The 21091-nt window shown below is 70.9% G+C and carries 20 protein-coding genes; 8 read left to right on the forward strand and 12 right to left on the reverse strand.

What is annotated here, in order from left to right:
- Positions 1-103: 103 nt before the first annotated feature.
- Together G401_RS0120630 and clpS are read right to left on the reverse strand one after the other, a co-directional pair.
- On the reverse strand, positions 104-640 hold the full coding sequence (locus G401_RS0120630) for a DUF2017 family protein (protein ID WP_027343990.1): 537 nt from the start codon (positions 638-640) through the stop codon (positions 104-106).
- Positions 616-906 (reverse strand): ATP-dependent Clp protease adapter ClpS, encoded by a 291-nt coding sequence (clpS, locus tag G401_RS0120635; RefSeq protein ID WP_027344009.1) that lies wholly within the window; start codon positions 904-906, stop codon positions 616-618. The genes G401_RS0120630 and clpS overlap by 25 nt, the downstream gene beginning before the upstream one ends.
- Positions 907-992: 86 nt before the next feature.
- Here clpS and G401_RS0120640 point away from each other — a divergent pair, with 86 nt between their 5' ends.
- On the forward strand, positions 993-2270 hold the full coding sequence (locus G401_RS0120640) for a nicotinate phosphoribosyltransferase (RefSeq protein ID WP_407636895.1): 1278 nt from the start codon (positions 993-995) through the stop codon (positions 2268-2270).
- Positions 2271-2415: 145 nt separating this feature from the next.
- Here the strand turns inward: G401_RS0120640 and G401_RS0120645 are convergent, their stop codons facing one another.
- Positions 2416-2946, reverse strand: coding sequence for an isochorismatase family protein (locus tag G401_RS0120645; RefSeq protein WP_027343992.1), 531 nt, complete (start codon positions 2944-2946; stop codon positions 2416-2418).
- A gap of 57 nt (positions 2947-3003) precedes the next feature.
- Between G401_RS0120645 and G401_RS0120650 the strand changes: the two genes are divergently transcribed.
- Complete coding sequence (locus tag G401_RS0120650; RefSeq protein WP_027343993.1) at positions 3004-4209, forward strand: MFS transporter; 1206 nt, start codon at positions 3004-3006, stop codon at positions 4207-4209.
- Positions 4210-4281: 72 nt separating this feature from the next.
- On the opposite strand, the gene ctaD is transcribed toward G401_RS0120650, so the two are convergent.
- The 6 genes from ctaD to G401_RS0120680 all read right to left on the reverse strand — a co-directional run bounded on the left by ctaD (position 4282) and on the right by G401_RS0120680 (position 10962).
- The gene (ctaD, locus tag G401_RS0120655) at positions 4282-5976 is read right to left on the reverse strand and encodes an aa3-type cytochrome oxidase subunit I (protein ID WP_027343994.1); all 1695 of its coding nucleotides are present in this window, start codon (positions 5974-5976) and stop codon (positions 4282-4284) included.
- 189 nt (positions 5977-6165) lie between these two features.
- Positions 6166-6468, reverse strand: a complete 303-nt coding sequence (locus tag G401_RS0120660) for a hypothetical protein (protein WP_027343995.1) — start codon at positions 6466-6468, stop codon at positions 6166-6168.
- 172 nt (positions 6469-6640) lie between these two features.
- Complete coding sequence (locus G401_RS0120665; RefSeq protein WP_027343996.1) at positions 6641-7642, reverse strand: proline racemase family protein; 1002 nt, start codon at positions 7640-7642, stop codon at positions 6641-6643.
- Positions 7632-8525, reverse strand: a complete 894-nt coding sequence (locus tag G401_RS0120670; RefSeq protein WP_027343997.1) for a dihydrodipicolinate synthase family protein — start codon at positions 8523-8525, stop codon at positions 7632-7634. The genes G401_RS0120665 and G401_RS0120670 overlap by 11 nt, the downstream gene beginning before the upstream one ends.
- Entirely contained in the window at positions 8522-9904 is a 1383-nt protein-coding gene (locus G401_RS0120675; RefSeq protein WP_051366917.1) for an FAD/NAD(P)-dependent oxidoreductase, read from the reverse strand. The genes G401_RS0120670 and G401_RS0120675 overlap by 4 nt, the downstream gene beginning before the upstream one ends.
- On the reverse strand, positions 9901-10962 hold the full coding sequence (locus G401_RS0120680) for an NAD(P)/FAD-dependent oxidoreductase (protein ID WP_027343999.1): 1062 nt from the start codon (positions 10960-10962) through the stop codon (positions 9901-9903). The genes G401_RS0120675 and G401_RS0120680 overlap by 4 nt, the downstream gene beginning before the upstream one ends.
- Before the next feature lie 82 nt (positions 10963-11044).
- Between G401_RS0120680 and G401_RS0120685 the strand changes: the two genes are divergently transcribed.
- From G401_RS0120685 to G401_RS0120695, 3 genes are all read left to right on the forward strand, one after another.
- On the forward strand, positions 11045-12127 hold the full coding sequence (locus G401_RS0120685) for a PucR family transcriptional regulator (RefSeq protein ID WP_027344000.1): 1083 nt from the start codon (positions 11045-11047) through the stop codon (positions 12125-12127).
- Positions 12128-12314: 187 nt separating this feature from the next.
- Complete coding sequence (locus G401_RS47165; protein WP_157545986.1) at positions 12315-13559, forward strand: MFS transporter; 1245 nt, start codon at positions 12315-12317, stop codon at positions 13557-13559.
- Entirely contained in the window at positions 13556-14158 is a 603-nt protein-coding gene (locus G401_RS0120695) for a TetR/AcrR family transcriptional regulator (RefSeq protein ID WP_027344001.1), read from the forward strand. Before G401_RS47165 ends, G401_RS0120695 begins: the two co-directional genes overlap by 4 nt.
- A gap of 322 nt (positions 14159-14480) precedes the next feature.
- Here the strand turns inward: G401_RS0120695 and G401_RS0120700 are convergent, their stop codons facing one another.
- Positions 14481-14744, reverse strand: coding sequence for a hypothetical protein (locus tag G401_RS0120700; protein ID WP_027344002.1), 264 nt, complete (start codon positions 14742-14744; stop codon positions 14481-14483).
- Between the two features lie 273 nt (positions 14745-15017).
- Here G401_RS0120700 and dtd point away from each other — a divergent pair, with 273 nt between their 5' ends.
- Entirely contained in the window at positions 15018-15440 is a 423-nt protein-coding gene (gene dtd / locus G401_RS0120705) for a D-aminoacyl-tRNA deacylase (RefSeq protein ID WP_027344003.1), read from the forward strand.
- Here dtd and G401_RS47170 read toward each other — a convergent pair.
- Positions 15339-16895 (reverse strand): MFS transporter, encoded by a 1557-nt coding sequence (locus G401_RS47170; protein ID WP_211240790.1) that lies wholly within the window; start codon positions 16893-16895, stop codon positions 15339-15341. The genes dtd and G401_RS47170 overlap by 102 nt on opposite strands.
- A gap of 70 nt (positions 16896-16965) precedes the next feature.
- Here G401_RS47170 and G401_RS0120715 point away from each other — a divergent pair, with 70 nt between their 5' ends.
- Together G401_RS0120715 and G401_RS0120720 are read left to right on the forward strand one after the other, a co-directional pair.
- On the forward strand, positions 16966-17586 hold the full coding sequence (locus tag G401_RS0120715; protein WP_034592487.1) for a TetR/AcrR family transcriptional regulator: 621 nt from the start codon (positions 16966-16968) through the stop codon (positions 17584-17586).
- A gap of 177 nt (positions 17587-17763) precedes the next feature.
- Entirely contained in the window at positions 17764-19716 is a 1953-nt protein-coding gene (locus tag G401_RS0120720; RefSeq protein WP_245601795.1) for an N-acetylmuramoyl-L-alanine amidase, read from the forward strand.
- Positions 19717-19779: 63 nt separating this feature from the next.
- Here G401_RS0120720 and fabG read toward each other — a convergent pair whose 3' ends face one another.
- Entirely contained in the window at positions 19780-20523 is a 744-nt protein-coding gene (gene fabG / locus G401_RS0120725; RefSeq protein ID WP_027344006.1) for a 3-oxoacyl-ACP reductase FabG, read from the reverse strand.
- Between the last annotated feature and the right edge of the window lie 568 nt (positions 20524-21091).

Below are 21091 nucleotides of genomic sequence, written 5' to 3' on the forward strand. Positions count from 1 at the left end.
TCGTCGAGCACCTCGGGGGCAAGCCGGACAATCGCCCACCACCCCGGCACACAAGTCGGACAGTCGCGACAAAGGCTCGGGCCTAAAAAGATCTTGGAAGAGTTCAGCGCATGATGGCGTCGAGAAGGCTTTCCTGGAGGTAGCCGAGGTACGCGTAGACGCTGAGCTGGAAGCTTCGCGCCGAACTCAGGTCGCGGTTGAGTTCCGCGTCCAGCTCCTCGTCGAGGTCCGTCTCCTCGTTGACGTCCAGCCGTACGCCCATGGCCAGGCGGACGTCGTTGATGGCGCGCAGCCAGGCTTCGGCGGATTCGGAGTCCAGGCGGATCTCCGTGCCGGCCGGGTCGGCCTCGTCCTCGGGGGGCAGAGCGGCCAGGACCGCACCGGCTTGGTCGATCTTGCCGGTCTTGAGGTCGCCCTCCGTGAAGCGGCGGAACTCGGCGGCCTCGACCGGGTCGGTCGGGTAGACCGAGGGGAACAGCCGCAGGACGACCGGGTCGTCGTGATCGAACCCCTCGGTGAGCAGGCCGACGACCTCGGACGCCACCTTGCGCAGCACGCGCACCTCTTCGAGCGAGAGCGAGGCGACGCACTCCTCGCCCTCTCGGCGGAACAGGCTCACTGCTTGTCTACCGTCGCCCAGAGGCCGTACGTATGCAAGCGGGCCGCGTCGTACTCCATGCGCTCCCGGGCTCCACTTGACACGACCGCGCGACCCTTGGTGTGCACGTCCATCATCAGCGTCTCGGCCGTCTCGCGACTGAAGCCGAACAGCTTTTGAAAGACGAATACGACATATGTCATCAGATTGACAGGATCGTCGTGAACGATCGTGACCCACGGCCGGGCTGATGCCGGCTCGTCAGCAGTCTCCGGCCGCTCCACCGGCAGGATCTGGGGTGTGGTCATGCCCCCCATCCTGCCACGCGATCCGGCAAACTCACCGTCCCGATGATGGCCGCCGGGCGGACGAGTTCTCCCCGTACGCTGTGAGCGTGCACGGATCACCAGCTCTCCTCACTGATCAGTACGAACTGACCATGATCACTGCCGCCCTGCGGGACGGCACCGCGGACCGCCCGTGCGTGTTCGAGGCGTTCGGGCGAAGGCTGCCGCACGGCCGGCGTTACGGCGTCGTCGCCGGCACGGGCCGCCTGCTCGAACTGATCACCCGGTTCCGGTTCGACCCGCTCGAGATCGCCTTCCTCCGCGAGCGCCGGGTCATCGACGACCAGACGGCCGCCTGGCTCGCCGATTACACCTTCTCCGGTGACATCGACGGGTACGCCGAAGGCGAACTCTTCTTCCCCGGCTCCCCGATCCTGACCGTGTCGGGCACTTTCGCCGAGTGTGTCGTGCTCGAGACCGTCATCCTGAGCGTGCTGAACCACGACTGCGCGATCGCGGCCGCGGCGGCCCGGATGGTGACGGCGGCCCGCGGCCGTCCGATCATCGAGATGGGCTCCCGGCGTACGCACGAGGAGGCGGCCGTGGCGGCGGCCCGGTCGGCGTACCTGGCCGGGTTCGCGTCGACCTCCAACCTGGCCGCGGGGCTGCGGTACGGCGTACCCACGGCGGGAACGGCGGCGCACGCGTTCACGCTCTTGCACGACGACGAGAAGACGGCGTTCGCCTCGCAGGTGGACGCGCTCGGCACCGAGACCACCCTGTTGGTGGACACGTACGACATCGCGCAGGGCATCCGCAACGCGGTCGAGGTCGCGGGGCCGTCGCTGCGCGCGATCCGGATCGACTCCGGGGATCTGTCGGTGCTGGCCGCCCAGTCCCGCGAGCAGCTGAACGAGCTGGGCGCGGAGGACGTGAAGATCATCGTCTCCGGTGACCTCGATGAGTACGCGATCGCCGCCCTGGCCGCCGAGCCGGTCGACATCTACGGCGCGGGTACGGCGGTCGTGGTCGGTTCCGGGGCGCCCACGGCCGGCCTGGTCTACAAGCTGGTCGAGGTGGACGGGCGGCCGGTCGTGAAACGGTCGGAGAACAAGGCGACGGTGGGCGGCCGCAAGACCGCCGTACGCCGGCACAAGCCGACCGGCACGGCGACCGAGGAGATCATCTCGTCGAAGGGCGAGCCGGTGGCGCAGCCGAACGACCGGCGGCTGCAGATCCCCCTGGTACGCGCCGGCAAGACGGTGCCGGAGCTGCCGGATCTGCAGGACGCACGGGAGCACCTGCGGCAGAACCTCGTCTCCATCCCGTGGGAGGGGCTGAAGCTGTCCGCCGGCGATCCCGCGATCCCGGTCACCTACATCTGACCCCGACCCCGCAAGGCTTGCCCACGAGCGCCCCAAGATCCGGTTTGGATCAGGGAAATCACCCGAATCATGGCCCATGATTACGTGCGAAACCCTGATCCAAACCGGATCATGGGGCAGCCCGACGCAGGGCGGGGCGCGAAGGTCAGGAGATCGTCACGCCGGCGGTGCGGAGTTCGTCCAGGGCTGCGGTGCGGGTTTCCGGGGCGACGGCGGCCGTCAGGTCCAGCAGGACGGTCGTGTCGAAGCCTTCCCGGGCGGCGTCGAGCGCGGTCGCCTTGACGCAGTAGTCGGTGGCGATCCCGACGACGTCCACGGCCGTCACGTCGTGCACGCGTAGCCAGGCGGCGAGCCCGATGCCGCTGCTGACCCCCTCGAACCCCGAGTACGCCGCCGCCTGCGCGCCCTTGAGGAAGATCGCCTCGACCCGCTCGGTCTCCAGTTCCGGGTGGAACTCCGCGCCGAAGGTGCCGGCCACGCAGTGCACCGGCCATTCCTGGAAGTGGATTCCCGGATCGACGTGGTAGTCCTTGGTCGCCACGACGTGCTCCCAGCGGCCGCCGGCGGCGAGTGCCGCCGACACGTCCCGGGCGACCGCGGCGCCCCCGGTCACCGTCAGCGAACCGCCCTCACAGAAGTCGTTCTGCACGTCCACGATGATCAGCGCTCGGCCCATACCGCGATGGTAATCACCTTCCGCCGTGTCACAGGGGCCGGGCATGATAGGCCCACTATGAGCCTCGCACCTTACCGACACGTTCTCCGCCTTCCCGGCGTACGCGCGATCCTGCTGCTGGGGCTCGTCGCCCGCATCCCGATGACCGCCGTCGGCATCAGCTTCACCCTGCACACAGTCAACGCGCTGCACCGCAGCTACGCCCAGGCCGGCATCGTCACCACCGTCTACACGATCGCCGCGGCCGTGTCGTCGCCGCTGCTCGGGCGGGTGCTCGACCGCCACGGCGCGCGTCCGGCCGTGGCGATCACCGGTGTCGCCCAGATCCTCGTGTACGCGATCGCGCCCGAAGTCGGATACGCCGGCCTGCTCGTGGTCGCGGCGTTCGCCGGGCTGTTCGCCGTGCCGATCTTCGGTCTGGTCCGGCAGTCGGTGTCGGCGCTGGTCCCCGACGACCAGCGGCGACCGGCGTTCGCCCTGGACTCGATGGGTACCGAGCTGTCCTTCATGGTCGGGCCGGCGGTGGCGGTCGCCATGGCCACCACCCTGGACAGCGGTCTGAGCCTGCGGGTGCTGGGTGCGGCGATCGTCGCCGGGGCGATCGGCGTCTTCGTGATCAACCCGCCGATGCGCGCCGATCACGAGGGCACGGCCGAGCAGGCTCCGCCGCGGCGCGAGTGGTTCCGCGGCCCGGTGCTGGCCGTGCTGGCGACCGCTGTGTTCATGACCTTCATTCTCAGCGGCACCGAACTGTCCGTGGTCAGTACGCTGCGCGAAGCCGGCGCCACCGGCTGGACCGGCCTGGTGATCGCCCTGTGGTGCGTCTACTCGCTGGTCGGCGCCCTGATCTACGGCGCGATGCGCAAGCCGGTGTCCTCGCTGACCCTCGTGGGCGTCATGGGCCTGCTGACGGTCCCGGTCGGCCTCGCGTCGAACTGGCTGGTCCTCTGCCTGGTCCTGATCCCGACCGGGCTGCTGTGCGCGCCGAGCATCACCTCCGGCAACGAGACGCTGTCCCGGCTGGTGCCGGCCGCTTCGCGCGGGGAGGCGCTCGGCCTGCTCGGCTCGGCGATGACCGCCGGCGTCAGCCTCGGGGCACCGTTCGCGGGCTTCGTGGTGGACCAGGCCGGCCCGGCGTGGGCGTTCGCGGCCGTCGGACTGGTCGCCGGGATCGGCGTACTCGTGGTGCTGCCGTGGTACCGGCGGTCCGGCGCCGCCGCGCTGCCGGCGGCCGAGCCGGAACTGGAGCCGGTGGCCGCGTAGCCCCCAGGAAACGTAGGACCCAAGCGAAAGGCCGCCCCGGAGAACCGGGGCGGCCTTTCGCGTACAGGTGGATCAGTGCGAGGAAGCACCTTCGACGGCCTTGGGGGCCGGGCTGGTGTCGACCGCGAGGTTCGGGTACTTCAGGTCGAACGCGGGCCGCTCGGAGCGGATGCGCGGCATCGTGTCGAAGTTGCGCAGCGGCGGCGGGCAGCTCGTCGCCCACTCCAGCGAGTTGCCGTAGCCCCACGGGTCGTTGACCGTGACCAGCTCGCCGACCCGGTAGGACTTCCACACGTTGTAGAGGAACGGCAGCGTGGACAGGCCGAGGATGAACGAGCCGATCGTCGAGAACGTGTTCAGGCCCGTGAAGCCGTCCGAGGCAAGGTAGTCGGCGTACCGGCGGGGCATGCCCTCCGCGCCCAGCCAGTGCTGGACCAGGAAGGTCCAGTTGAAGCCGACGAAGGTCAGCCAGAAGTGCACCTTGCCCAGGCGGTCGTCCAGCATCCGGCCGAACATCTTCGGGAACCAGAAATAGACGCCCGAGTACACGGCGAACACGATGGTGCCGAAGAGCACGTAGTGGAAGTGCGCCACGACGAAGTACGTGTCCGAGACGTGGAAGTCGATCGGCGGGCTGGCCAGCAGCACGCCCGACAGGCCGCCGAAGAGGAAGATCACCAGGAAGCCGATGGCGAACAGCATCGGCGTCTCGAAGGTGACCTGGCCGCGCCACATGGTCCCGATCCAGTTGAAGAACTTCATGCCCGTCGGTACGGCGATCATGAAGCTGAGGAACGAGAAGAACGGCAGCAGCACCTGGCCGGTGGCGAACATATGGTGCGCCCAGACGCTCATCGACAGCGCGGCGATCATCAGGGTCGCGGCCACCAGGCCCTTGTAGCCGAAGATCGGCTTGCGGCTGAAGACCGGGATGACCTCGGAGATGATGCCGAAGAACGGCAACGCCACGATGTACACCTCGGGATGCCCGAAGAACCAGAAGAGGTGTTGCCAGAGCATGGGGCCGTTGGTCGAGGCGTCGAAGACGTGCGCGCCGAGGCGGCGGTCGGCCAGCAGGGCGAACAGGGCGGCGGCCAGCAGCGGGAAGACCATGAGGACCAGCAGCGACGTCACGAGGATGTTCCACGTGAAGATCGACATGCGGAACATCGTCATGCCGGGGGCGCGCAGGGTCAGGATCGTGGTGACCATGTTGACGGCGCCGAGGATCGTACCCAGACCGGAGATGGCCAGGCCGACGATCCACATGTCACCGCCCGGCCCGGGCGAGTTGATCGCGTCGTTCAGCGGCGCGTACGCGAACCAGCCGAAGTCGGCGGCCCCGCCCGGCGTGAGGAAGCCGCACATCGCCAGCGTTCCGCCGAACAGGTAGAGCCAGTACGCGAACGCGTTCAGCCGCGGGAAGCTCACGTCCGGCGCGCCGATCTGGAGCGGGACGATGAAGTTGGCGAAGGCGAACACGATCGGCGTCGCGAAGAACAGCAGCATGATCGTGCCGTGCATCGTGAACAGCTGGTTGTACTGCTCGGCCGAGAGGAACTGCAGTCCAGGCCGGGCCAGCTCGGCCCGCATGAGCAGGGCCATCAGGCCGCCGACCATGAAGAAGACGAACGACGTGATCAGGTACATGAGCCCGATCTGCTTGGCGTCCGTCGTGCGCAGGATGCGCGAAAACGCCGACCCCTTGGTCTGCGGACGGACCGGCCAGGGCCTGGTCGCGATCGGCTTCGGTGCGACGGTTGTCACGAGCGGCCTCCTGTGCTGTTCACCAGCTGAAGTTGTTCTGCGCCCGTGCGACCGGCGTCAGCCGGGGGAAGATCAGCGGGGCGTACCACGGACGCAGAATAATCCCCCACGCGCCGCCCGAACGCGTGGGGTGCCGGGACTCGCCGCAGCGATCCCCGGCACGTGGCCACCTACCTGCGCAAACGTTGTTTACCGGGTGACGTTCGTGTTGAAGGTGCCCAGCTCGAACGCGAACCCGAACCGGATCGCGCCGGCCGCGAGCGCGCCGAGGAACAGCAGCACGAGACCCCAGACGATGAGCCGGTCGGCCTCGGGCAGCGTACGCACGGCGCCGAACACGCGCTTGGCGAAGCTCTGCTCGACCGGGACCGTGTCGGCCTCCGGCGCGTACGCGGCTGAACGCCCGCGCGCGTGCAGGAAGATCAGGGTGGAGCCGGCCAGCACCAGGACGGCGCCGAGCAAGGCCATGGTGAATCCGATCCAGTCCGCCATCCGCACAGTGGATCTCCCTCCCCATTGATGGTTGACCGGCACAGGGTAGGTCCGTGCCGCGAAAACGGGAAGGGCTGCGAAAACGGGAGGGCCGTCGAAGCGGGAAAGGGGCGGTCCGATCCTCCCACCGGACCGCCCCGGCATCACCGCCCCGGGTTCAACCGCCCCGGGTTCACAGGGCGAAGCCCGCCGGGAAGGGGTCGGTCGGGTCGAGCAGGTACTGCCCCATCCCCGTGATCCAGGCGCGCCCTGTGATCGTCGGCACCACCGCCGACAGGTTTCCCACCGTCGTCTCCTCGACGAGGCGGCCGGTGAAACGCGTACCGAGGACGGACTCGTTGACGAAGTCGGTGTCCAGGGCGAGCCGGCCGCGTCCGTGCAGCTGGGCCATGCGGGCGCTGGTCCCGGTCCCGCACGGCGACCGGTCCACCCAGCCGGGATGGATCAGCGTGGCCGCCTTCGCGTCGGCGCCGTCCGTCCCGTCCTGGTACGCGATCACGTGCCGGCAGTCGTCGATCGCCGGGTCGAGCGGGTGGCGGGGCGGCGCCTGCTCCATGACCGCGTCCATGATCCGCAGCCCCTTGCCGAGCAGCTCCGGCAGGGCGGCCGGGGTCACCGGCAGGCCGAGCGCCGAGGCGGGCAGGAAGGCGTAGAAGTTGCCGCCGAACGCGATGTCCACCGTGACGTCGCCCACGCCGGGGACGGCGAGCGGCACGTCCGTCGCGTACAGGAAGGAGGGCACGTTGCGCAGGGTCACGGCGACCGCGCGGCCGTCGCGGACCTCGACGGCGGCGACCACCAGGCCGGCGGGTGTGTCGAGACGGATGGTGGTGACCGGCTCGGTGACCTCGACCATGCCGGTCTCGACCAGGACCGTCGCGACGCCGATGGTGCCGTGGCCGCACATCGGCAGCCAGCCGGAGACCTCGATGTAGAGCACGCCCCAGTCGGCGTCGGGCCGGGTGGGCGGCTGCAGGATCGCGCCGGACATCGCCGAGTGCCCGCGCGGCTCGCGCATCAGCAGCAGGCGCAGGTCGTCGCGCTCCTTGATGCCGTAAAGCCTGCGCTCGGCCATCGTGGCGCCGGGGAACGGCCCGATCCCGCCGGTGATCACCCGAGTCGGCATGCCCTCGGTGTGCGAGTCGACCGCGGCGAAGACGCGCTTACTGAACATGGTCTTCTCCGAGGGCCCGGAGCATGTCGGCCGTCACCTGCGCGTGCAGCTCGGGCGTGAGCGGCAGCCGCGGCGGCCGGCAGGGTCCGCCGTACCGGCCGGCGAGCTCCATGCCCAGCTTGATCGCCTGCACGAACAGCGGCCGCGAATCCCACCGGTACGCGGCGTGCACCTGCCGGTACAGCGGCAGCGCGTGCGCGAGGTCGCCCGAGCGGCACAGCTCGAAGAGGCGTACGGACTGCTCGGGCAGCGCGTTGGGGAAACCCGCGATCCAGCCGACCGCGCCCTGCGTCACGAGCTCCAGCAGGACGTCGTCCGCCCCGGCCAGCACGTCGAGGCCGGGTGCCAGCTCATGGATGCGGTGCAGGCGGCGTACGTCGCCGGAGAACTCCTTCACCCCGACGATCAGGTCCCGCTCGAACAGCCGGGCCAGCAGTTCCGGGGTCAGGTCGACCTTCGTGTCGAACGGATTGTTGTACGCGATCACCGGCAGCCCGGCCCCCGCGACGGCCTCGAAGTGCGCGACGACCTCGTCGGGTGAAGCCGCGTACGCGTTGGGCGGCAGCGACATGACGCCGGTGGCACCCGCCTTGGCGGCCTGGTCCGCCCAGCGCCGCCCCTGATGCCCGCCGTACGCGCCGACCCCCGGCACGACCGCGACCCCGGCCGGGGCGGCCTCGACGACGGCGGTGACGATGTCGGCGCGCTCGTCGTCGGTGAGCGTCTGGTACTCGCCGAGCGACCCGTTGGGGACGATCCCGTGGCAGCCGTTCGCGGCCAGCCAGGCGACGTGCTCCTGCAGTCGGTCGAAGTCGATCGACAGGTCCTCGCGGAACGGGGTGGCGACGGCGACCAGTACGCCGTGCCAGGGACGGGCACTCATGAGTCCTCCTCGGGTCGGCCGGCCGCCAGCAGCAGCCGGAGGGGTACGGGCACCGCGACGGGCCGGTACGCGTACGGGGTGGGGTCGCAGCCGAGCAGGCCGGCCGCGGCCGAACCGCACAGGCGGCCCTGGCACCGGCCCATCCCGACGCGGGTGAGCAGCTTGAGGGCGCGGGGGTCGTCGGCGCCGAGCGCCATCGCCGCGCGGGCCACGCCGTAGGTGACGTTCTCGCAGCGGCACAGGACGGTCTCGTCGGCCTGCTCGACCGGGCGTACCCGGTGGACGTCGTGCAGCGCGCCGGCAAACCGACGCGCCGCGGCCGCCCGCCGCAGCCACGGCCGGGCCAGGCGCCGATGGGTCGGGGAATCCAGCCGGCCGAGGTGGGCGGCGGCCGCGAGACCGGCCAGCGTCCCGGTGGCCACGGCCGCGGTCGCACCGCCGACGCCGGTGATCTCCCCGGCCACGTGTACGCCGGCGGGACGGTCCGTCACGATCACGCTGCCGTCCCGCTCGTCGACGCCCAGCGTGCAGCCGAGCGCGGCGGCGATCTCCGTCTGCGGTGTGAACCCCCAGCCGACCGCGACCGCGTCGACCTCGACCGAGCGCTCCCGGGAACCCTTGCGCAGCAGCGCTTTCAGCCCACCGTCCACGGCGGACACCGACACGAGGCGCCAGCCGCTCCAGACCGGCACCCGGCTTCGGAGCAGGCGCGACCGGTAGCCGGCCGCCTGGGCGATCTTCGCCGGCGCGCCGAGCACGGCCGGCAGATGCCGGAGCCACGGCAGCAGGCCCACCTCGTCCGCCACGGCCACCACCGCGTCGCCCAGCAGCACCCCGAGCGAGAGCAGCAACGGCCCGCTCCCGGCGACGAGCACCCGCCGGCCGGGCAGCTCGCCGAAGCTCTTGTAGCGGGCCTGCGCGCCGCCGACCGTGATCACGCCGGGCAGTTCCCAGCCGGGGAAGGGCACCACCCGGTCGTAGGCTCCGGTCGCCACGACGATCGCCGCCGGCCGCAGGGTCGTCCCGGCCGCGGAACCGACGGGCGCCACGCTCAGCGAGCGGTCCGGACCCGCCTGCCACACCTCGTGTCCGAGCAGGAAGGCGATCCGGCCGTGGGCGAGCGCGCGGCGTACCAGGGGGCTGCGGGTCGAGCCGCGCAGGAACTGGCCGCCGGGCCGCTCGCCGCGATCGACCACGAGGACGCTCACCCCGGCGTCCGCGGCGGCCAGCGCGGCGGCCAGTCCGGCCGGTCCCGCGCCGAGCACCACCAGGTCCGCCCCCGGCACCGGCACCGGCTCGCCCGCACGCAGGCAGGTCCGCTCGCCGCCGGGCGCAGCGCACGCCTGGCAGACGCCGATGCCGCAGAAGATCGCGCTCATCGCGCCCGCCCCGGATCGAACGGCTTCGGATCGACACCCGGGCGTACGCCGGTCAAGAGGTCCCCCAACAGCTCTCCGGTGCCGGGGGCGAGCCCGATCCCGGCGCCCTCGTGCCCGTGCGCGTGCCACAGCCGCTCGTCGTCGGGATCGCGGCCGATGACCGGCAGGTGGTCCGGCGCGTACGGGCGGAAGCCGTGGTAGGTCCGCATCACGCGTACGCCCGCGAGGAAGGGGAACAACGCGGCTGCCCCGGAAGCCAAGCGGTGCAACGCTTCCGGGTTCGGCGTACGCGCGAAGCCCACCCGTTCCCGCGTCGCGCCGATGAGGACCGGGCCGGCCGGCGTACCTTCGACCACGGTGGACGATTGCAGGTCGGCGTCTCCGCTCGCCACGTTGTCCAGGTAATCGGCGCTGTACACCTTGTGCCGGATCAGCGGCGGGAGCGGTTCGGTCACGAGGATGAAGCCCCGGCGCGGTTGCACGGCCGGTGCCGAGCCGAACTGCGCCGCCCAGGCTCCGGTGCAGTTGACGACCACGTCCGACCCCGTGTCAGCCAGCACGTCGCGTACGCGGTGAACGGTGGTGTGCAGCTGGAGGCGGGCACCGAGCGAGCGCGCGACGGCGAGCATGGCGACGGCGGCCCGCGCGGGTTGGACCTGCATGTCCTGCGGAAAGAAGGAGCCGGCGACGATCTCGGGCGACAGGTGCGGTTCGAGCTCGCGGACCTCGGCGGCGTCGCACGCGGTGGCGAGCGGGCTCGCGGGCAGCGCACCAGTACGCGACACGATGAGGCCGCCCTTGCGCTCCAGCTCGATCCCGCCGGGTACGCGTTCGTCCAGCTCGTCCTCCCAGCGCCGCCAGACCTCGTTGCTGTAGAGGGCGAGGTCGAGTTCGGGGCCGGGTGCCTTGTCGGACACGAGGATGTTGCCCTCGCCGGAGCCGGTGGTGCCGGCGACGAGGCCGCCCCGGTCGACGACGGTGACGTCGAGGCCGCGCCGGGCGCAGGCCAGCGCGCATGCCGCGCCGACGATCCCCGCGCCGATGACGGTCACCTTCATGTCCTGACGGTAGGCCGCTCCGCCGGGGGCGGTCTTCCGCCTCGGATAGGAACAATCTGCGGGTGCTTCCTACACTTGTCGAGTGGAGTTGCAGCAGCTCGTGGACCGCCTGGCCGACCGGGCCGGCCGGCCCGCCCTGGTCGAGGACCGCCGCCAGCGGGTCGTCTGCTACTCGGCGCACGCGGAGCCGATGGACGAGGTCCGGCGCAGCTCGATCCTGCGGCGCAGCACCACCCCGGAGGTCATCGCGTTCTTCGCCCGGTACGCGATCACGACCGCCCGCCGCCCCGTACGTACGCCGGCCGAACCGGAACTCGGCCTGCTGCCCCGGGTCTGCGTACCGGTGTGGCACGCGGATCTGCTGCTCGGGTTCGTCTGGTTCGTCGACGAGCCGCCGCTGACCGGGCCGGATCTCACGATCGCCGAGGAGTTGGCGGCCGACCTCGCGCTGGCCCTGTACCGGGTGAACCTGCTCGGCGAACTCGCCGCCCAGCGGGAGGCCGAGGCGATGCGCGGACTGCTCGGCCCCGACTCGGCCCGCTCGGTCGCCGCCCTGCTGGACGAGGGGCTGCTGGCCGGGGACGGGCCGGTCGTCGCGCTGGTCGCCACCGACCCCGATCCCGCCGTGCTCGAAGCCGCCCTCGCCGGTACGCGCCGCTTCGCCGGTGAGGCCGTGCACCTCGTCCGCCCCGAACACGGCCTCCTGCTGGTACGCGTCCACCGCACACCGGTCGCCGAGATCGCGGCCCACCTCGCGGCCGGCGTACGCGGTGCGGTCGGGGTCGGCGACGTCGTCGGGTCGCTCGGCGAGTTCGCGGTGTCGGCGCGGCAGGCCCGCCAGGCGCACGGCATCGCCGTCCGGCTGGCCACCGCACCCGTCGCGACCTGGTCGGAGCTGGGCATCTACCGGGTCCTCGCGGCCGCCGAGGGCATCGAGATCCATCCGGGGCTGGCCGCCCTGCCGCCGGAGCTGGCCGCCACGGTGGAGATCTACCTGGATCTGGCCGGGGACGCGGCCGCGACGGCGAACCGGCTGAACATCCACCGCACCACGCTGTACTACCGGCTCGCCCGGATCTCCGAACTGGCCGGCGTCGACCTCCGCGACGGCACGCAACGGCTCGCACTGCATCTCGCCTGCAAAGCGACGCATCTCACACACTGAGCCGACCTGCGCCTTCATTCCGATTCCAGTGACGATCGCCTATGTTTTTTGACTGACGATTCAGTCAGCGAGTAGACTCGGCCCGGCACGCCGGCCCCCGCCGGCGTCTTGTCCGCCCCGCCGTCCGGGTGGGGCCGATGTGCTCGCGGAGTGCCGGAAGGGCACCCGCCGTTCGAAGAAGGTCTTCATGTCCGGCCTCGCGGTTGTGACCGCAGCCCGTCGTTACCGCACCCTGCTCCTGGTTCCCGGGGTCACCCGGGTGACCGTCCCCTCCGTCATCGGGCGCCTGCCCTACGGCATGACCACACTGCTCTTCGTCGTGGCCGTGCACTACGGCACCGGTTCGTACGCCGTCGCCGGCCTCGCCACGGCGGCCCACTCCGCGGCCACCGCCCTGACCGCACCCTGGCTCGGCCGCCTCGCCGACCGCGGACACGCGCCGCGCGTGCTCGCTTACTCGGGCGTGGCCTATGCCGCCCTGCTCACCCTGCTCGTCGCCGGGCTGGCCGCGCGCTGGCCGATCCTCGCGATCCTGGCCGTCGTCGGCGCGGCCGGTGCCGTCAACCCGCCCATCGCGGCGGTGACCCGCGTCGTGCTGCCCCGCATCGCACCTGACCAGGCCGCCACCGCGTACGCGCTGGACACCGTGTTCGTCGAGCTGACCTACGTGATCGGGCCGGCCCTGGTGGCCGCGATCAGTGCCGCCGTCAACCCGTACGCGGCCGTGCTCGCGACCGCCGCGTTCGCCGCCGCCGGTGCGCTGGGGCTCGCGTCGGCCCCCGCCGCCCGCCGGTTCTCGGGCGCGGCCCCAAGCTCGTTGACTGAATCGTCAGTCAGCCGCCGACGGCTGCTCACGTTCGCTCTGGCCGCACTGGTTCTGGCCGGCGGACTCGAAGCGGCCGCCTACGGCATGCTCGAAGTCGCCATCCCCGCGTACGCGACCGCGCTCGGCAACCCGGCCGGGGCCGGCGGCGCGATCGCGGCCTGGAGCGCCGGTTCCATCATCGGCGGCGTCTGGTTCTCCGGACTCAGCCCGAAGATGTCGCAGTGGCGGCTCTTCGCACTGCTGATGACCCTCAACACGGTCGGCTTCGCGGCGATCTGCCTGGCCGGCGGCCTGTTCAGCCTCGGCACGATCCTGCTGCTCGGCGGGCTCGTCATCGCACCGACGACGACCGTCGAGATCGCCCTCGTGACGGCGCTGGCTCCGGCCGCGCGGCGTACCGAGGCGTTCACCTGGACGAGCACCGGCGTCTTCGTCGGCTACTCGGCCGGGGCGGCGCTCTCGGGCGCCCTCGCCTCGGCCGGATTCGGCCTGGCGGCCGCCGCGCTGGTGGCGACCGGACTCGTCGGGCTCGGCGCGCTGCTGGCCGCCGGGCTGGCCGTGGCACGACACAAGTCCCGGGCGGATGACCTACCGTTGTCGGCGTGACCCGCCGCACCGCCGAACTCCGGCTCGACGCCCTGCTGCGCATCGCCGCCGACGTCATCGTCGACCGGGGCTTCGCGCGTACGCGTACCGCCGACGTGGCCGCGGCCGCCGGCGTCAGCCCGTCGCTGGTGTACTACCACTTCCCCAGCAAGGACGCGATGCTGACGCAGGCGTTCGCGTACGTCGCCGAGCAGGACCTAGCGCAGATGCAGCAGGTCGTCGACTCGTCGGCCAAGCCCGTCGAGAAGCTCGCCAAGCTGCTGAAGAACCTCGCCCCGACCGGCCGCTCGAAATCCTGGGCCATCTGGATCGACGGCTGGTCGGAGGCGATGCGCGTACCCGAGTTGGAGAAGGTCTCCCGGCGCATGGACCTGCGCTGGAAGGAGGCCCTGACCGAGGTGATCGCGGCGGGCGCGGCCGACGGCAGCTTCGCCTGCGACGATCCGGCGGGCGCGGCCTGGCGGATCAACGCGCTGGTGGACGGGCTCGCGGTGCAGATGACGGTGCACGCCAAGGTCCTCTCGCAGCGCCAGGCCGCCGAGTGGGTACGCCTCGCCGCCGCCCGCGAGGTCGGCGTCACGCCCGCCGCGCTCGCCTGATCCCTCCGCTCCGTCGGTAGCAGAAGCACCTTATGCCCCATTTATTGCATGTATGCACGATATTTCAGAGGCCCGCATCTCCGCCAAAATCGCGCATTTCCGCAGCTCAGGCAACTGAATACAGTTAGTCGGATCAACGACAGCAACCTAGCTGAGCGGGTCCGGTTTCGGTTTAACTGTGCATGAATGCACGATTTCGCGTCGCCGTCCTCGCAGCGCTCGTCACCGGCGTGGCCAGCGCGCTACTGAGCCTGTTCGTCGCCGCCGGTGCCGGCCTCAGCCCCGCCGCCGCCCAGGGTCCGGTCCTGACGGGCGACCACGGCTACAGCCATCCACCCACACCGTCGAGCCATTCGCCGTACCCCAGCAGATCGGCACGGCCGTCCCACAGTGCCTCGCCGAGCCCGACGGAGGCCAGCCCGTCCCCGTCGGAGTCGGAGACCACCGAGTCCCCGTCGCCCTCCGCATCGGAGACCACGGTCTCGCCGTCGCCCTCGGAGTCGGAGACCGCCGTCTCGCCGAGCGCGACGTCGCACCAGCCGTCCACATCCCCGAGCGCGGCACTGCCCACGACGGGTGCGCCCACCAGCGCGTTCCTCCTCGGTGGACTGCTGCTCCTGCTCACCGGCGGCGGGCTGATCGGCGGGGCCCGGCTCCTGCGCCGTAGCTGACCTGTACGCGCCCCCGCTCCCGGTTCCGCCCCCGGCGGCCCGCCCTCCAAGATCCCGCTTGGATCAGGTAAATCACCCGAATCTTGGCCCAAGATTACGTGGCGATCCCTGATCCAAGCGGGATCTTGGAGCGGGCCGGGCGGCGGGGCCGGGCGGCCGCGCCGAAGCCGATCTGACACCCTTACTGCGTGCGCGCAGTGGTACAGACAGTCTCCCGGGCCAGTGTCACGGTCGAGGGAGAGGTCGTCGGGCAGATCGCCGACGGCCTCCTCGTCCTGGTGGGCGTGACCCACAGCGACTCCGAGGCGACCGCCTCCATTCTCGCCCGCAAGGTCCATGAGCTGCGGATCCTCGACGGGGAGCAGTCCGCTGCCGACCTCGGCGCGCCGATCCTCGCGGTCAGCCAGTTCACCCTGTACGCCGACACGAGCCGGGGCCGGCGACCGGGCTGGAGCGCGGCCGCCCCGGCGCCGGTCGCCGAACCACTCGTCCGTTCGTTCGTCGAGGCGTTACGCGCGCGCGGCGCGACCGTCGAGACCGGACGGTTCCAGCGCTTCATGCTGGTCGAGAGCGTCAACGCCGGGCCGAACACCATCATCCTCGACGTCTGAGCCGGGGAGCTTGATCAGCAGGGCGAGGACCACGGTCACCCCCATCAGCGCGGCGGCGACGACGAACACCTCCGTCAGCCCGTGCACGAACGAGTCCACCGCCGCGTCGTGGGCCGCGCCGGTCAGGGTCGGGATGGCCGACGTCGCCACGCCGGGCGTACGCGCCGCGAACGCGTGGGTCAGCACCGCGCCGAGGACAGCCACGCCGAGCGCGCCGCCCAGGCTCTGGAAGAAGCGGATGGCGGTCGTGGCCACGCCGAGCTGAGCCCGGGGCGCCGCCTGCTGCACGACCGTGATGAGCAGCCCGAGCAGCTGGCCGAAGCCGATGCCGAGGGCGAACAGCAGCCCGCGGACCACCCACAGGTCGGTGTCGGCGTCCATCGTGGACATCCCGGCGACGGCGAGCGTACCGATGACCGTGCCGCCGAGCAGGAGGCGGCGCTGGGCCGGGCCCCGGCCCGCGTACCGGCCCGCGACGAGGCCGACGAGTCCGAGGCCGAGCGCCATCGGGATCAGATAGGTGCCCGCCGTCGCCGCCGGTACGCCCCGGGCGATCTGCAGGTACAGCATGAGGTAGAGCATCGCGCCGAGCATGGCCGCGCCGACGATCCCCTGGATCGCGAGGCTGATCGCGATCGTGCGGTCCCGCAGCAGCGAGAGCGGCAGGATCGGCTCGGCTGCGGTCGCCTGCCGCCACAGGAACAGCCCGAGCAGCACGAGCGCGCCCGCGACGAGGCCGAGGAGCGGTGCGGAGGTCCAGGCGTACTGCTTGCCGCCCCATTCGCTGATCAGGAGGAGGGCCACCGCGAACGCCGCCGCCAGGCCCGCACCGGGATAGTCGATCGTGCGCGTACGCCGGTCGTGCGGCAGCTTCAGCAGGAGGCCGGCGAGGGTCAGGATCACCACGCCCAGCGGGATGTTCACGTAGAAGATCCAGCGCCAGCCGGCGTGCTCGGCGAGCAGGCCGCCGAGGAAGGGGCCGACCGCCATGCCCGCCCCGGCGACCAGACCGCCCGCGTTGCCGCCCGTGCGCTGGTCCGGCGGCATGAGGTGGGCCATCACCACCATCGTCACGCTCATCAGGCCGCCCGCCCCGATGCCCTGCACCGCCCGGAACGCGATGAGCTGGCCGAAGGACTGCGCCACACCGCACAGCGCGGACCCGGCCAGGAAGGTGGCGACCGCACCGAGGTAGACCCGCTTGGGGCCGAACACGTCGCAGAGCCGGCCGTAGAGCGGCAGCATCGCCGTCGCCGCCAGCGCGAAGGCGCTCACCAGCCAGGGCAGCCGGTCGACACCGTTCACGGGGTCGAGATCGCGGACGATCGGGACGACGGCGGCCGACACGATGTTGTTGTCGATCACCGCCATCACGATCGTCAGCAGGCACACGTACAAGGAGATCGTCTTCTGCCGCTGGGTCATGGCAGGCGGCGTCATGGTGGGTGGCGTCATGAAAGCCATACTCACTCAAAATTTTTACTGGGTCAAGATTTTGATCTGGTAAGGTTTCGCCGTGGCCGAGATGGGACTCCGCGAGCGCAAGAAGATCGAGACGAGCAGGCGGCTGCTGAAGACGGCGCTGCGCCTGTTCGCCGAGCGGGGCTTCGACGAGGTCTCCACCGCCGAGATCGCGGCCGCCGCCGACGTCTCGAAGATGACTCTCTTCAACTACTTCCCGACCAAGGAAGACCTGGTCATGTCGCCGCTGACCGAGCACGCCGACGAGCCCGCCCGGGTCGTGCGCGGCCGGGCGGCGGGGCAGTCGCCGGTCGAGGCGCTGCGCCGGCAGTTCGTCACGGCGCTCGGCGAGCGGGACGCGGCCACCGGCCTCAACGACTCCGACGTGGTCCTGTCCCTGCAGAAGCTGGTACGCAACCACCCCGCCCTGCTGATGCGGGCCGGCTGGTACCAGATCCAGCGCACCGAGACCCTGCGGGACGCCCTGGTCGAGGCGGGACTGTCCGAGCCCGACGCCGCCGTCCAGGCCGGACTGATCATCGGGGCGATCTCCGCGCTCAGCGACTACAACCTGAGCCGGACCGCCGCCGGCGAGCCGGCCGATGCGGTCTACCCCGACGCGGTCGCCCTGGCCGAGCGTGCGTTCGGCGCCCTGCTCGCCGCGGAGAGGGCCTACGGCTCGTAAGATCTTCCCGCCCAGTGAACGATTCGCGTGAAGATTTCACAACGAGTCACGTTCATACGGTTGACTCCGTGGATGCGTTCGGTTCAGAGTTTCCTCCGTAGGCATGGAGGTCGTTACCCGATCAGTGGGCGACTTGGTTGTCTTTCCCCCGGAGGCACGATGCAACCCCCAGCACGATTGCTCGCATCCTTAGCCGCGCTCGGCGTCACGGTGGCCACCGTCGCCGTCGCGGCGGGCGTACCGGCGTCCGCCGAGACCAGCGCTTCCGACCGCCAGCAGGCGTACACCGCCGCGGCCGGCGAGTTCGGCGTACCGGTGGACGTCCTGCTCGGCGTCTCCTATCTGGAGTCCCGCTGGGACGCCAACGCCGGCCAGCCCAGCACCAGCGCGGGCTACGGCCCGATGCACCTGACCGACGCCGCGTACCTGGCGGCGCAACCGGTCGCCGCCGACGACACGGTCGCGCCCGAGGACGCCCGCGGCGACGACGACCGCCCGGCCGCCAAGGCGATCGAGGCCCCGGCCGACACCCCCGACCCGGCCGCCCTCCAGACCATGGACGTCGCGGCCCAGCTGACCGGCGCGTCCAAGGAGGACCTGCGTACCGATCCCGCGGCGAACATCCGCGGCGGGGCGGCGCTGCTCTCGGCGTACCAGAAGCAGATCGAAGGACCGACGGGCAGCGACAGCGATCCCGCGGCCTGGTACGGCGCGGTCGCCCGGTACTCGGGCGCGGACGACGAGACGGCCGCGGCGGCGTTCGCCGACGAGGTGTACGCGCAGATCGCCGCGGGCGCGAGCCGGACCACCGACGACGGCGCGGCGGTGAACCTGACCGCGGCCGCCGTGAATCCCGTCAAGTCCTGGCTGGACCGCCTGCACCTGCGCAAGCTGGCCCGGCCGGACGGCCTGGAGTGCCCGGTGAACCTCGACTGCGAGTGGATCCCGGCCCCTTATGAGCAGTACGGCCCCGGTGCCGGCGACTACGGCAACCACGACCTGGGCAACCGCCCGGCGCAGCAGAAGATCGAGTACATCGTCATCCACGACACCGAGGGCACCTACCCCGGCGTGATCAACCTCGTGCAGGACCCGACCTACCTGGGCTGGCACTACACGATCCGGTCCAACGACGGCCACATCGCCCAGCACATCAAGGCGAAGGACGTCGGCTGGCACGCCGGCAACTGGTACGTCAACGCCAAGTCGATCGGCATCGAGCACGAGGGCTTCGCCGCCAAGGGCACCTGGTACACCGAAGCGATGTACCGGACCTCCTCGAAGCTGGTCCGCTACCTGGCGCTGCGCCTCGGCATCCCGCTCGACCGCCAGCACATCATCGGCCACGACAACGTGCCCGGCACGACGCCGTCGACCGTGGCCGGCATGCACTGGGACCCGGGCCCCTACTGGGACTGGTCGCACTACATGGACCTGCTCGGCGCCCCGATCTGGAACCTCGGTACGCCCTACGGCGGCGTGGTCACCATCAAGCCGAACTACGCCACCAACCAGCCCGCGTTCACCGGTTGCGTGACGGCCGGCGTCCTGTGCGCGCCGCACGGCTCGGGCTCGGTCATCCTGCACACGGCGCCGGACGCGTCCTCGCCCCTGCTGTCCGACTTCTACCTGGACAAGGGCAAGCCCGCGACGATGCTGGTCTCCGACCACGGCGCCCGGGCCGAGACCGGCCAGCAGTACGCGATCGCCGACCGCCAGGGCGACTGGACGGCGATCTGGTACCTCGGCCAGAAGGGCTGGTTCTACAACCCGGCCTCGAACCCGGCGGCCGCCTGGTCGACCGGCCTGGTCGCCAAGCCCAAGGCGGGCAAGACCTCGATCCCCGTCTACGGCCGGGCGTACCCGGAGGCGGCGGCGTACCCGGCCGGCGTACCGGTGCAGGCCCAGGCGGCCATGACCGGCTACGTGCTCGCGGCCGGACAGCGCTACGTCGTCGGCGGCCTGAACATGCCCGGCGAGTACTACCGGGCCGTGACCTTCGACGGCTCCGGCCCCGGTGACTGGACGGTCATCCGCGGCCAGGAGAAGTACGTCCAGATCCAGTTCGGTCACCGGATCATGTACGTGAAGCAGGCGGACGTGGACATCGTCCCGGCCTTCCTGCCCTGAGATTCCCTTCCTGGAAGAACGGCGGCCGCCCCGGATTCCGGGGCGGCCGCCTTCTTCCCACCGTCAGCCGCGCGGGCCACCGGCCACGTAGATCACCTGGCCGGTGACGAACCCGGCCCCCTCGCTCGCCAGGAACGAGATCGTGTGCGCGATGTCCGCGGGGTAGCCGGGGCGGCGTACCGGGGTCTCCTTCGCGCGGGCCGCCTGGAAGGCCTCGAAGTCGACCCCCATCCGCTCGGCGGTCGCCTGCGTCATCTCGGTCACGATGAACCCCGGCGCCACCGCGTTCGCGGTGATCCCGAACGGCCCCAGCTCGATCGCGAGGGTCTTCGTGAAACCCTGCAGACCGGCCTTGGCCGCCGCGTAGTTCGCCTGCCCCCGGTTGCCGAGCGCCGAGGTGCTCGACAGGTTCACGATCCGCCCGTACTTCGCCTCGACCATGTGCGCCTGCACGGCCCTGGTCATGAGGAAGGCGCCCCGCAAATGGACCGACATGACCGTGTCCCAGTCGGAGTCGGTCATCTTGAACAGCAGGTTGTCGCGGATCACCCCGGCGTTGTTGACGAGCACGGCCGGCGTACCCAGCTCCGCCACGACCCGCTCGACCGCGGCGGCCACGGCGTCGGCGTCGCTCACGTCCGCGCCCACACCGATCGCGCTACCGCCCGCCTCCTTGATCGCGTCCACGGTCGTCCGGCAGCCGGCCTCGTCCAGGTCGATCACCGCCACGGCCATACCGTCCGCGGCCAGCCGCCGAGCGGTCGCCGCGCCGATCCCCCGGGCACCGCCGGTAACGATCGCAACCATCCTTCAACCTCCAGAATCTCGTGGACCCGGTGTTGAGGTTACCGGGGAGTTCGTTTCGATCAAGATCAAACTCAAGTTCCAGATCAAGATCAAATTCTGGTCCCGGGTTCGTCGATCTCACCTCCGCTCCTCGCGCGGGAGACCGCTCGGCGCAGGGCGCCTTCGCTGCCAGCTGAGTGGGGCGAAGCATCCATCACCGCCGCCCGGTCACCGTCTCACCCCCGCCCTCACCCCTGCACCCCCGCCCTCATCTCTGCACCCCCCGCCCTCACCCCTGCACCCCCGGCCCTTTGTCGCGACTGTCCGACTTGCACCCCCGCTGTCCGACGATCTTGCGCGAATGCCCCGAATTTCGTCCGGAACACCTGAAATGCCCGAACATTCGCGCAAGATCGTCGACCGCTCTGAAGGGCCGACTGCGCTGACGAGCCGACCACTATGAAGGGCCGAGTGTGCTGACGAGTCGATCGCTCTGAGGAGTCGGCTGCTCTGAAGATCAGGTCCGCCGTCCGACCCTGGCTGGTCCTGGCTTTGTCGCGACTGTCCGATATGGCGGCTGGGCGGATCG

This window comes from Hamadaea tsunoensis DSM 44101 (genome assembly GCF_000428945.1).
Lineage (GTDB): Bacteria > Actinomycetota > Actinomycetes > Mycobacteriales > Micromonosporaceae > Hamadaea > Hamadaea tsunoensis.

Coding starts and splice junctions, on each gene's coding strand:
- G401_RS0120715 (WP_034592487.1), top strand. CDS start 16,966: ATGGGACTCCGCGAGCGCAAGAAGATCGAGACGAGCAGGCGGCTGCTG.
- G401_RS0120645 (WP_027343992.1), bottom strand. CDS start 2,946: ATGGGCCGAGCGCTGATCATCGTGGACGTGCAGAACGACTTCTGTGAG.
- G401_RS47165 (WP_157545986.1), top strand. CDS start 12,315: ATGTCCGGCCTCGCGGTTGTGACCGCAGCCCGTCGTTACCGCACCCTG.
- G401_RS0120670 (WP_027343997.1), bottom strand. CDS start 8,525: ATGAGTGCCCGTCCCTGGCACGGCGTACTGGTCGCCGTCGCCACCCCG.
- G401_RS0120680 (WP_027343999.1), bottom strand. CDS start 10,962: ATGAAGGTGACCGTCATCGGCGCGGGGATCGTCGGCGCGGCATGCGCG.
- G401_RS0120665 (WP_027343996.1), bottom strand. CDS start 7,642: ATGTTCAGTAAGCGCGTCTTCGCCGCGGTCGACTCGCACACCGAGGGC.
- fabG (WP_027344006.1), bottom strand. CDS start 20,523: ATGGTTGCGATCGTTACCGGCGGTGCCCGGGGGATCGGCGCGGCGACC.
- G401_RS47170 (WP_211240790.1), bottom strand. CDS start 16,895: ATGACGCCACCCACCATGACGCCGCCTGCCATGACCCAGCGGCAGAAG.
- G401_RS0120660 (WP_027343995.1), bottom strand. CDS start 6,468: ATGGCGGACTGGATCGGATTCACCATGGCCTTGCTCGGCGCCGTCCTG.
- G401_RS0120650 (WP_027343993.1), top strand. CDS start 3,004: ATGAGCCTCGCACCTTACCGACACGTTCTCCGCCTTCCCGGCGTACGC.
- clpS (WP_027344009.1), bottom strand. CDS start 906: ATGACCACACCCCAGATCCTGCCGGTGGAGCGGCCGGAGACTGCTGAC.
- G401_RS0120675 (WP_051366917.1), bottom strand. CDS start 9,904: ATGAGCGCGATCTTCTGCGGCATCGGCGTCTGCCAGGCGTGCGCTGCG.